Raw genomic sequence first — 12,036 nt, forward strand, 5'->3', positions numbered from 1 at the left:
TCCTCTTCTTTTCCTAAGACAGATGTTCTGATATTGGCTAAAAGCGCGTTTTGTTTAGCCATATCGGTTAATCCACTATAGAAGAGAGCATTTGGCATGACTAAGTAACTGGCCGTTTGTGCTACAGGGACGATCACACTTGGACCAGAACCAGAATCCGTTTCAAGAATTTCTTTATGTAAGCGGAAATCCCAGAAATTTTCATTCTTTTCATCAAAGAGGCTTTGTGCAACATCGGCTGTACCGTGGCTTGACTCTGGTCCATAGGCCGTTAGCGTATATTTATAAGGCAAACGATTTCTTGTGGTATAGCCATTTACGAGTTTGAAAGAGTCTTCTTGTGCTTTTCCAGAAACTTGAATGAGCGAGAGACCACCTATATTGGAAGGATCAGCAGCATTGACTACACTACTTTCATCTCCTGAATCGCTTTTGATATAAACTGTTGTGGAGCCTGAGACATCACCGTGGATCAGAAGTCTATCGGTTTTTTGATCGGCACTTGCTACGCCATCACTCCAAGCAATGTTGAAGTAAATCTTTGCATTACCAGAGGCGTTGTAGACTTCTTGCGTATCTGGTTTACCAGATCCTATATGCAATGTGTGATAATGATCTTCTACCAGTCCATCAAAAACAATAGAGCTGTTATCGAGATTAAGCGTAGAAATATCGGAACGAGATCTTTGAGCAATATCAAGCAGTTTGCCATCAGCATCTTTTTCTTTTGTACTGGTCTTTAGTGTCCATGTTGTCTTGTTTTTTAGATCAAAACGTACAGTTCTATTTTTAGCAATATTCGCTCTGCCCTCTAGAGTAGACTGATCAGCGCTTAAGGTGAAGGTGCCATTGGAGATCGCTTTAACCTCTTTATTGTTCCAATAATTGTCATTTTTCCAAGATTTTGGATCTTCGAAAAGACCATCTCCTAACAATACATCAGCATGGATTTCTGAATTTTTGAGATTGACTGTACCGATTGACAAACCTGGAATATCTTCCATGTTTGTGTTAGTAAAAGCTCCAACAAAAATTCCAGTACCATTTTCAGCGTGAACATCTGCATTGGTTAAATTGATTTCACTGCTTTTACGTTTTTGTGGATCATCTGGATAATCTAGATCAGGATTAGAGAGAGCTATAAATTGCAAACCAGCAACTCCTGCTATCATAGAAGTATTCACGACATCAATATGTCCGTTAAATGCCGCCCATAGTGCAACTTTTTTTGCTTCTATTTTATTTTTTATTGTATTCTCTGCTGCTCCAATATAACCATTCGTCATCTTAATTGTGCTATTATTTCCTGCAAAAAGACCAACATCAAAATTTTGAATGATTGTTTTACCATTTAACTTAATTAAACTATCAGTTTCTGCAACGTTTACACCAACGGTCATTGTTTTACTTTCACTACCGGTTATAATTAAATCTCCGCTAATGATTTGACTTCCACCGTCTGCATAAAAACCTTCATCGACATTTTGAATGGTTGTTTTGCCCATTAACCTAACTTCACTACCAGAGTCCGATGTCCATATACCAGTGCGTTCGTTGTCGGAGCCTTCAAGTGCTTCACCACCGATTATCGATAAGTTTTCGCTAATGATTTTACCACCGTTAACTGCTCCAAGGCCGTCCAAAGTATTGTTAATTATTGTATCACCATGCAATTGAATTGTGCTGTCATTGCCACTTACAAATGCACCGCTTCCTTTTCCCTCTGTTGTTAGAGCAACATCTGTGGCATCAATATGCCCTCCGTTGATTGCGAATAACGCTGTTTTGTTCGCGGCTACGGATCCTCCCGTCATTATGATCTTAGATCCTGAACCGTCTGCAAGGAGTCCTTCGCCATTAGATGATATAATGTTAGCATTGTTTTTTAAGATAATCGTACTGCTGGTTTCGGCGCTTCCTCCTACATCACGTCCACTAAATGATCCTCCTGAGACCGTTATTGTTGAGTGGTTATTTGCAACTATACTGGCGGCTGCTTGAGTCACTGTTACATCTTTTAAAGTGACGGTACTTTTATCTGCTTTTATTCCAAAGTTCAGTAACACATCGTCTTTATTATTCGATATCTTCACACCTTCCAGCTTGTTTTCACCGCTGTTACTGTTTAAAAAGCCGGCACCAACTAGAGAAGTTTTAATGGTCCCTCCAGTCATGTTTATTGCGCCACCATCGTTTGTTGTAAGTCCAATTTCACTATTACTAATCGTTGTTCCTTCAAGCAATTCAACTACACTGCCTTCGCCATTAGAAAATACACCAGACGATATATCTTCGTCACCTAGAGATACATCTGTAACATTTAGAGACACATTTGTGACCGTAATATGTCCACCATTTTCAGCAACCAATGCATTACCTTTCCCCGTGACGGTTCCTCCCGTCATGCTGATGGTGGAGTTTGAACTATTTGCATAGAGTCCAATGTTATCAGATGATGTAATGTTTGCATTGTTGGTTAAAGTGATGGCGCTGCCGTTTTGAGCAGATATTGTTGTATTTTGTGCATGAAATGATCCTCCTGAGGCTGTTATTGTTGAGTGATCATCTGCAACTAAGGCATTGGTTGCTTGCATGACGGTTACATCTTTTAAAGTGACGGTACTTTTATCTGCTTTTATTCCAAAGTTCAGTAACGCATCGTCTTTACTATTCGATATCTTTACACCTTCTAGCTTGTTTTTGCTGTTGTTACTGTTTAAGAAGCCAGCACCAACTAGAGAAGTTTTAATGGCTCCTCCAGTCATCTTGATTGCACCATCGTTTAGTGCTTGAAGCCCGAGTGCACTATTACTAATAGTTGTATTTCCAAGTAATTCAATTACACTGCCTTCACCAACAGAAAATACACCAGACGATATATAGTCGTCACTTGGAGCCACATCTGTGACAGTTAGAGCCACATTTGTGACCGTAATATGTCCACCATTTTCAGCAACCAATGCATTACCTTTCCCCGTGACAGTTCCTCCCGTCATTGTGATGGTGGATTTTGAACCTTCTGCATAGAGTCCAACATTATCAGATGATGTAATGTTTGCATCATTGGTTAAAGTGATAGTGCTGCCGCTTTTAGCAGATATTGTTGTATTTTGTGCATGAAATGATCCTCCCGAGATTGTTATTGTCGAATCATTCTCTGCAAATATACCGGCGGCTGCTTGAGTCACTGTTACATCTTTTAAAGTAACGGTACTTTTATCTGCTTTTATCCCAAAGTTCAGTGGCGTATCGTCTTTATCACTCGATATTGTCACATTTTCTAGTTTGTTTTCATGACTGTTACTGTTTAAGAATCCAGCACCAGCTGCAGAAGCTGTAATGGTTCCTCCAATCATCTTGATTGCGCCATCATTTTGGAATGCAAGCCCGATTGCACTACCACTAATTGTGGTCTTTCCAAGCAATTCAATTACACTATTTGCGCCATTAGAAAATACACCAAATGACTTATCGCTATCATTTGTTTTTAGGGTAACATCTGTAACAGTAATATGACCACCATCTTCAGCAACCAAAGCACTCGCTTTTCCCGTGACGTTTCCTTCTATCATTGTGATGGAGGAGTTTGAATCTTTAGCATATAATCCAACATCATCAGATGATGTAATTTTTGCACCGTTTGTTAAAGTGATGGCGCTGCCGTTTTGAGCAGATATTGTTGCATTTTGTGCATGAAATGATCCTCCCGAGATTGTTATTGTCGAATCATGATCTGCAAATATACCAGCGGCTGCTTGAGTCACTGTTACATCTTTTAAAGTGACGGTACCTTTATCTGCTTTTATTCCAAAGTTCAGTGGCGCATCGTCTTTACCACTCGATATTGTCACATTTTCTAGTTTGTTTTCACGGCTGTTACTGTTTAAGAAGCCAGCACCAGCTGCAGAAGCTGTAATGGTTCCCCCAGTCATCTTGATTACACCACCGTTTTGTGCTTGAAGCCCGATTGCACTATCACTAATCGTTGTCTTTCCAAGTAATTCAATCATGCTACCAAGGTCATCAGAAGCTACACCAAGTCCATCACCATTTGTTTTTAGGGTGACATCTGTAACAGTAATATGGCCACCGTATGTTGTCGTTACTGCTTCCTCTTTCGCTGTAATGCTCCCTCCTGTCATTTCGATGATGGACTTTGAACCTTCCGCATAGAGTCCAGCATCGTTATATGATGTAATTTTTGCACCGCCAGTTAAAGTGATGTTGCCGCCGTTTTGAGCAAATATTGCTGCTTTTTCTGCATCAAATGATCCTCCTAAGACTTTTACTGTGGAATCATATGCATCTATGGCAGTTTGTGCTTGCGTCACTGTTACATTATTTAAAGTGACATTACTGTTAGTTGCTTTGATTCCATTGATTAGTGGCGCATCATCTTTCCCACTTGATGTCACTACATCTTTCAGTTCGTTTTCTTTGCTCTTGCTATCTAAAAAGAATGCACCAACTTTGGACGCTGTAATGCTTCCCCCAGTCATTGCGATTGCGCCACTTTCTTGTGTTTTTAACCCGATTGTCGCATCATTGATCTTTGTATCAGATAATTCAATCACACTGTTTTCACCTTGAGACAATGCGCCGAATCCACTCTCAATTTTAGTACCCTTATTATATGCAGGGTTATCCCCTTCTGTAGTAGGTGCACTTGTGGTATCTTCCTTAGCTGTTAGAGTACCACCCGTGACTTTAATATGACCACCATCGTTTGTATACAATGCTGCGTCTTTTCCAGTTACGCTTCCCCCAGTCATTTTTATGGTGGTATTTTCATCATCGGCATGGAGTCCGTTACCATTAGATGAGGTAATGTTAGTACCGCCATCTACAGTAATGGTGGTGCCGCCCATAGCATATACGCCATCCATTTTACCTTCGAATGATCCTCCGGATACTATAACTTGAGAAACGACATCCGCAAGTATACCAGTTTCTGCTTGCTTAACTGTTACATTTTCTAAAGTGATAAAACTTTCGTTGTTTATTTCTATTCCAAGGAGTGATGATGCTTCATTTTTATTATCTGATATCACTACATTTTGTAGTATATTTCTACTATTCTTACTATCATCAATATAAACACCAGTTTGAGAAGCTGTAATGTTCCCCCCAGTCAGGTTGATGTTAGCGCCGTCTTTTACAGAAATACCAAAACGAACATCAGAATCAGTGCCTTGAATATTTAAGCCATTTAATTCAAGCGCACTGTTAGCACCTTCAACTGTTACAACATATTTATCGCTACCTGTGTCTGTATTTGTGTTTTTATTTCCAGTTACAGTTACAGTACTGCCGGTGATTTTTCCTTTGTCTTTTACATAAATAGTCTCGTACGTTTTTCCGGATATATCTTTTTCTTCGTTGGCAACGTCAAGAGTTTCAGCATGTGCAGTGAACTGGATGTTGAATAGGATGATAGCAGCCGCAGCCGTGCATGATAAAAGGGATGTTTTATACACCAGTATTCTCCTTATGAGAGCCCCCAAATATTCATTTCCCCGCAAACTTCATAAGAAGAAGTGAAAATGGATAGTTGTTATTAATTTCGATAATTGTCTTTATTTGGTAAGATATTTTTGGTTTTTTGTCAAAATTAAAAAACAAATGATATTAAATTTGTATTAATTTATATTTAACACACAATGTGTTTGTAATTATTTGTATTATATAATTAAATTTATTGTAAATCTATATTATAGAAATTATAAATATTATTATAATACTTACATAAGTTATATTATTTTTTTATAAAGTAATAATAGTATTTTCTGTAATACTTCTGCATTTTTATAACTTGTCAAAGTAAGTGATGACGGTAATAATCAAACACTATTGCTAGCACTTTTGATTAGTTATACCTTATTTATCATAATATTCTAATATATTTGATCTTGATATCCAAAGGAGTTGGGTGCTCTAATATAAGAATACATTCTTTCTCCTGTTGGGGATATTTTAATACTATACGACTAAGTTTTTATAAGCTGTTGATGTATCGATGACATTTGAAAGAGCCAGAGCCCAAGCTTATAAATCTTAATCAATGAAGATGCTTCAAGTTGAAGGCTTGAAATCAACAGTGCTTTTATATCATCAAAGTGCACCTTCATTGAAGGATTATTGCTTTCGTTATTTCGAATTTTTGACATATTTTTGACAATAAAATCTAAAAAATTGCTTCTGAGGAATTTTTTAATATAATATGTAACGTTTTTATGGCGATAGGTTTATGAGATATAAAGTTGAATTGGTAATCACCGTGATTGCTTTTACTCTCTCTGGTTGTTTTAATCTTGATGCTGAAAAAATAAAAAGAGACAAGAGGCTTTATCATGATGCATTCATGGATTGGTCGATGAAAGAAAAGTCTCTTACAAAAAATTATACTGCTATCATTATGGCTGATCCGCAACCGTGGCGTTTAAACTCTGGTGATGCCAATGGAATATCAAACAGAGAGCCATGGTTAAAGATAAATGAGCAGGTTGCTGGTGTGATAAAAGCGCACAAGGCTGCATTCCATATTGTCAATGGTGATCTGACGGAGTTTGGACAACAAAAAAACTATGATGATTATGAAAATGTTTATAAAACTCTTGGAGCACCTGTCTATGAGGGGCTAGGGAATCACGATTATGCCAATAATGTTGGTAATTGTACAAATCCTCAAGAATTCAGTTTTTACAAAGATGCTTGTTCTATAAGTGCAGTTTCAAGAATGGTATCGGAAATCAAAAAATACCGTAGTCAATTATCGCATTTCAATGCAGATGTTACTGAAAGCTTGGTTCCCATTTCGGGTGGAAATATTCGCTCGATAAGGGGGAGTTTGAGTTATTCTTGGGATTATGGAGATGTTCACTATGTGCAGCTTCACAATTATCCAAGCTATACGGTTGGTTTGAAGGGGCAGTCTACAGAAGTGCAAATCAATAAATCTTTAGATTGGCTTAGGAACGATTTAGCTGCTGCTGATGCAAGAGGTAAAGTGACAATCATTAATTTTCATGATGCGCGTGCTGCTTCCATTGATGGTGAATCCTTTTTTATTCGTAAAAAGAATGCTAAAGATTTGTCGGTCTTTAAGTCAATTATTACCTCTCATAATGTTAAAGCAATCTTCGTGGGGCACACGCATTATCAGTCTTATTGCCGTGCGAAAAATGATAAGGTTTTTGGAAATATCCCTATATATACAGCTGGTGCGCTTTTTAATGGAGATTATTACCTCATAGATGTGAAAGGCAAGACCATTCACGTTAAAGCCTATAATGGAGAAATAGGAAAACCGCTTTTAATTAAAGATCTTGGCGTTATAGGGAAAGACACCCAATTTTCGGCAAGTTGCAGTAAGTTATAATAGGATTTGTTTCTTTGTCTTAAAGCATGAGGGAAAAAGCGTATTATATGTGCGGACTTGAAGAGCAGTAGGAGTGTCTAAATGTTACTTAGAAATAGAGTGAAAAATCAGACATCTTTTTTATATCTTTTTCAAAGCTGTTAAGATTTCAGGTTATACGCTATAAGTGCAATGGTTTAATGTGAACTGAGCTTTAATACAAAGCAGAATAATGGTTTGTTATTCTATTTTTTCTTTTTAGGCATTCATCTTTGAAGAAAGGGGAGTTTGTCAAGGGTGTGTTCATAATTTGCTAGCACATGTTGTCCTGAATTATCAAGAAGGCTGTTTCTATTAGTTTGTTGCAGTATAATTATCAAGTTATGCCCTTTGTTAGAGTTTATAATATCTACTCATGGGCAACTCTTTTCTTTTTCATAAGAAAAGCTTTTTATTTTGATCAATTTTTTACTTATAATCTTCAAACAATTGATGTTTTGTGATGCTGTATAATTTCTCTTGATTAACCGTATGAACTTTTAGTTGTATTACAATTTTATCTTCTTCTTTTATACGTAAGTAAATCGTTACAATAAGTATGATATAAATATTGGAGTCTGTTTATAGCTGTTATGGTCTCATGCAATTATCCTTAGATGACTCTCACGTGTTTTGGCAGTTTTATCTTTTCTTTGAGAGAGGTGTACAAAGGGGATTTTAAGAAGTTCTAGTTTAGAAAGAGCTTTTTTGCCCGCGAACAGCTCTCTGATGCTGCCAAGGCTGGTATGGAACAAGCGGGCGAAGATCTGGCTAATTCGATTGTCGATGGCTTTATGTCGTCTATCTCACAATTGATGGATTTTTGTAAATCTTTGCCTAGCCGTATTAAGGGGTGGATTGGTTCCATTGATGTAAGAGAGTTTTTGCCAAGTTTTTTGGGAGGTAAAACAGCCATTCAGCCCATAGCACAATTTGCGGGGGCGGGGCATGCCAATTACTCTGCGAGAGAGCAAAGAGACAAAGACCGTTCCCCCATCACACACAATCAAAACGTCACAGTGCATGTTAATGGGGCGCGTGAACCCATGGCCACTGGTCGTGCGGTTGCCCATGCTTTGCAACGGGCACGCGCTAATGCGCTGCATGGCGGGACAGAATGAGGGGAGGGAGCCTATGAGAGATCCTTTGATGATGTTAGGTCCGCATCAATTTTATGTGGACTGGCTGAATTTCCAATCTTTTGAAGAAGAGTTTTCTGCCTCATGGGTTTGTATGGAGCGTTTTGGCAGGTCCCCCAGTTTGCAATTTACCGGCTATGGCAATGATGCAAAAACCATTCATGGGGTTTGGTTTCCAGAAGAATTTGGGGACCGGGTAGCGATAGATGCCATCACTACAACTATCCGAAGAGCAAAGCCTGTCCAGATGCTTCGTTGGATTAATGATACGACCTATAGTGTTCTTCTTCATGGACCCGTAGTAATCACCACGATCAATAAAGACCATGACTATATCAGTCGCTCTGGTCAATCCCAGCGCATCCGCTATTCCATTACGCTCTTGCCCTTTTTTAATGGCGGAAAACCACAAGGACAATACCAGGTGGGACAATACCAAGTGGGACAATACCAAGAGGGACAAACTCTATGAAGATACCAGAAAAGCATGTTGTTGTAGAGCTAGAGGATATGAGCCTCGATCTCCTTTGCTTTCACCATGTCATGGCTGTGTTAGGGGACCGTTCTCAAGTTGGGGGACTAAACGGCTATTTAGAAGCCACACTGGAAGCCAATCCAGAGATTGCCAAATATGGTGTATTTTTACCACGGGGCTTAAAGGTCATTCTGCCTGAATTTGTGTTGTCTAATCCCCAAAGCATGGTGAAGCGGTTATGGGATTAATGCGTACACACCCTTTTATTGTGGTCAAGGTGGGAGACAAACCTGTTCATGAGGTTTTTTACCAGCGTCTTTTAACCGCAACGATTACGGACCATACCGGTAATGAAGCCGATATATTTGAAGCAGAGTTTGACGATAGTGGCAATGATTTAGAGGTTCCCTCAAGCAACAGTGCGCTACAGGTGATCTTTGGTTATGAGAACAGCATCAGTGCCTTTATGGGGTGTTTTGTTGTCGAATCGGTTGTAAGTTGTGGGGGCAAGCAATGGAGAGATCTTGCGCCTTTGTGGCAAAAGTGCCTCGATGCGTAAAGAGCTCAAAGAACAGGTGAGTGAGCATTTTGATCACAAAACTGTTGGTGAGATTGTTGAGACACTTGCCAAACGCCATGGCTATCAAGCAAAGGTCAGTCCACAATTTATCAAACAAACTCTTCCTTATGTGATTCGTACAGATCAATCGGCGGTTGATTTTTTAACCCGTCTTGCGGACCGCATGCGGGCGCGTTTTTTAATCAAAGACCATAAGTTTTTATTTTTAAGCGGGGATAATTTACCAGCCCTTGAACTTCATAAGCACGACTGTTCTAACTGGGAATTCACATTAGAGCCACGCACGCAATACGGCACTATTGAAGCTTCTTATTTTGATCGCGCAAAAGGGCAGCAATGCCAAGTCAAGCATCAGACAGGGTTTAGCGGTCCCGTGCGGCGTTTACGGACTTGTTACACTTGTGAGGAGGAAGCACGAGCTGCTGCTGCTTCCGAGTCGGACAGGTTGTGTCGTGCTGTGGGCAGTGGTTCTTTGACCCTTGAGGGACGCCCTGAAATCATGGCGGATCAACCTCTCATCCTTCAAGGGTTTCGTGGGCAAATCAATGGACCATGGAAAGCCGCAACCGTCACCCACCGCTATGAAAAACAAAGCGGATACACAACAGAAATCACACTCGAGGCACCAAACAAGGGAAAAGAGGCAGGAGAAAAGGAAACCTCTGAGAGACAGAAAATCAAAGGGACAACTTGACCCTTTGATCGGTGTTGAAGAGTATTGAGACCAAAATCAAAAGTTCGCATTTTGGTGTGGAGGTAAGGAATAGGTGCAACTTGCACCAATTGCATGAGTACAGCAATAGGGTAATGTTTACCCAATTCCTCAAAGGAGCAATGGTGCAAACATTGCACAATTGCAGACTGAAGAGCAATTTGGTCAAGTTGACCGAATTCCTTAAACGCTTCTCTTTTTAATAATGTCCTGAATAATGTGCTTAGGATACAGAAAAATCATCAGTCAATTTATGCTAAAAGAAGTCATACCATCTTATATACGCTGCTTCTCAAATAATACGATTCCAACTCAATGATTGATCATCTCAAATTGCGATTTTGAGCAGAAAAGAAAAAGAGGCTTTAAATGATCTTTGAAAGGTCTTTGAAGACCCTTTGAGAACCCCTTAAAAACTCTTTGAAAAAAAATAAATTGGTACAAAACCTAGTGGCAAATTATACAAAACCTGCTGGCAAGCTACAGTAAGCTACACACACAATAAAAAAGTAATGGTAGCGGAGGAGGGATTTGAACCCCCGACACAAGGATTATGATTCCTCTGCTCTAACCTACTGAGCTACTCCGCCAAAATAAGCAATCATAATTGTCAATAATTACATCTTTTGCGGATATAAGGGGTAGAATAGTAAGATGTCAAGCATCGTTTTTAAGCTTTTCTCTTGTCATTCTATTTTATCCTCGATATGTAAAAGTGTAATTTTCATATGATAAAGTAAGGTAAGGCATGAAAATGGTGCCACGTGTAGCGGTTTTAGGATGCGGTCATTGGGGTGAAAATCATATACGGACACTCCACTCTCTCGGGGCTTTAGCAGCAGTTTCTGATATTGATAATGATCGTGCTGCTAGTTTTGCAACACTGTATGGTGTAGAGGTTGTTACACCAGATGATCTTTTTACTCATCGAGATATTGATGCGCTGGTATTAGCGTTGCCGCCACAATTGCATACGCAAAATGTGCTCCGTGCTGTTAAAAATGGTAAAGATGTTTTGGTGGAAAAACCAATAGCCTTGAATGTTTCTGATGCTAAACGCCAAGTTCAGGAGGCTGAGGCCTATGAGCGAGTTTTTATGGTGGGCCATATTTTGCGTTTTCATCCAGCTTTTGAAAAAATGTGTGAATTGGTGAAAAACGGAGATGTGGGAGATGTGCGATATATTTATTCTCATAGATTAGGCTTTGGAAAATTTCACACACACAGTGATGCTTTATGGGATCTTGCCCCTCATGATCTTTCAATGATTTTGGCGTTGACAGGATGTGAACCTTCCGAAATTCGCGGTGAGGGGGCTGCTGTCGTTGATCAGATTTCTGATTTTTCTCATATTCATATGATTTTTCCAAATGGTGTGCGTAGTCATCTTTTTACTTCACGCTTGAGTTCTTATCGTGAGAGGCGTTTAATTGTTGTTGGAACAAAGGCTATACTCGTTTTTGATGATATGGAACCGTGGAGTCGTAAATTGGCAATGCACCATTTTGCCGTTTGGAAAGAAAATCAAGAGTGGGCTTTTAGCATGGATGAGCTGAATTACATTGATGTTTGTGAAGATTTGCCGCTTACTTGCGAATTACGGCATTTCCTTCATTGTATTGAAACGCGTCAATCACCTCGTACAAATGGTGATGATGCTATTGCGGTTTTACGGATTTTAACAGCTGCTGATGTCAATTATAATAGATAAAAGAGATAGGTAGCGCTTTTGCA

Annotated in this window: 6 protein-coding genes, 1 tRNA gene and 1 pseudogene; 6 read left to right on the forward strand and 2 right to left on the reverse strand. The window is 39.3% G+C overall.

What is annotated here, in order from left to right; translation table 11 throughout:
* Window positions 1-5,477: right-handed parallel beta-helix repeat-containing protein (locus tag ACFINM_RS05035; RefSeq protein ID WP_375640827.1), on the reverse strand; the 5,477-nt coding region annotated here is incomplete at its 3' end.
* 770 nt (window positions 5,478-6,247) lie between these two features.
* Between ACFINM_RS05035 and ACFINM_RS05040 the strand changes: the two genes are divergently transcribed.
* From ACFINM_RS05040 to ACFINM_RS05060, 5 genes and pseudogenes are all read left to right on the forward strand, one after another.
* Window positions 6,248-7,378, forward strand: coding sequence for a metallophosphoesterase (locus ACFINM_RS05040; protein ID WP_375640828.1), 1,131 nt, complete (start codon window positions 6,248-6,250; stop codon window positions 7,376-7,378).
* Window positions 7,379-8,142: 764 nt separating this feature from the next.
* Window positions 8,143-8,517 (forward strand): hypothetical protein, encoded by a 375-nt coding sequence (locus ACFINM_RS05045; RefSeq protein ID WP_375640829.1) that lies wholly within the window; start codon window positions 8,143-8,145, stop codon window positions 8,515-8,517.
* Window positions 8,518-8,530: 13 nt separating this feature from the next.
* The gene (locus ACFINM_RS05050; protein WP_375640859.1) at window positions 8,531-9,007 is read left to right on the forward strand and encodes a phage tail protein; all 477 of its coding nucleotides are present in this window, start codon (window positions 8,531-8,533) and stop codon (window positions 9,005-9,007) included.
* Window positions 9,004-9,258: a tail protein X gene (locus tag ACFINM_RS05055; RefSeq protein WP_375610995.1), complete on the forward strand. Its 255-nt coding sequence runs from the start codon at window positions 9,004-9,006 to the stop codon at window positions 9,256-9,258. The genes ACFINM_RS05050 and ACFINM_RS05055 overlap by 4 nt, the downstream gene beginning before the upstream one ends.
* Window positions 9,258-10,284 (forward strand): annotated as a pseudogene (locus ACFINM_RS05060) (phage late control D family protein). Before ACFINM_RS05055 ends, ACFINM_RS05060 begins: the two are co-directional and overlap by 1 nt.
* Window positions 10,285-10,815: 531 nt before the next feature.
* On the opposite strand, the gene ACFINM_RS05065 reads toward ACFINM_RS05060, so the two are convergent.
* Window positions 10,816-10,892 (reverse strand) — tRNA-Met (locus ACFINM_RS05065).
* Window positions 10,893-11,056: 164 nt separating this feature from the next.
* Here ACFINM_RS05065 and ACFINM_RS05070 point away from each other — a divergent pair.
* Window positions 11,057-12,013 (forward strand): Gfo/Idh/MocA family protein, encoded by a 957-nt coding sequence (locus tag ACFINM_RS05070; RefSeq protein WP_375613400.1) that lies wholly within the window; start codon window positions 11,057-11,059, stop codon window positions 12,011-12,013.
* Window positions 12,014-12,036: the final 23 nt, after the last annotated feature.

Origin of the sequence: Bartonella sp. AA168HLJHH (assembly GCF_042197365.1) — a bacterium.
In the GTDB taxonomy this organism is placed as follows: domain Bacteria; phylum Pseudomonadota; class Alphaproteobacteria; order Rhizobiales; family Rhizobiaceae; genus Bartonella.

Coding starts and splice junctions, on each gene's coding strand:
- ACFINM_RS05040 (WP_375640828.1), top strand. CDS start 6,248: ATGAGATATAAAGTTGAATTGGTAATCACCGTGATTGCTTTTACTCTC.
- ACFINM_RS05050 (WP_375640859.1), top strand. CDS start 8,531: ATGAGAGATCCTTTGATGATGTTAGGTCCGCATCAATTTTATGTGGAC.
- ACFINM_RS05055 (WP_375610995.1), top strand. CDS start 9,004: ATGAAGATACCAGAAAAGCATGTTGTTGTAGAGCTAGAGGATATGAGC.
- ACFINM_RS05070 (WP_375613400.1), top strand. CDS start 11,057: ATGGTGCCACGTGTAGCGGTTTTAGGATGCGGTCATTGGGGTGAAAAT.
- ACFINM_RS05045 (WP_375640829.1), top strand. CDS start 8,143: ATGGAACAAGCGGGCGAAGATCTGGCTAATTCGATTGTCGATGGCTTT.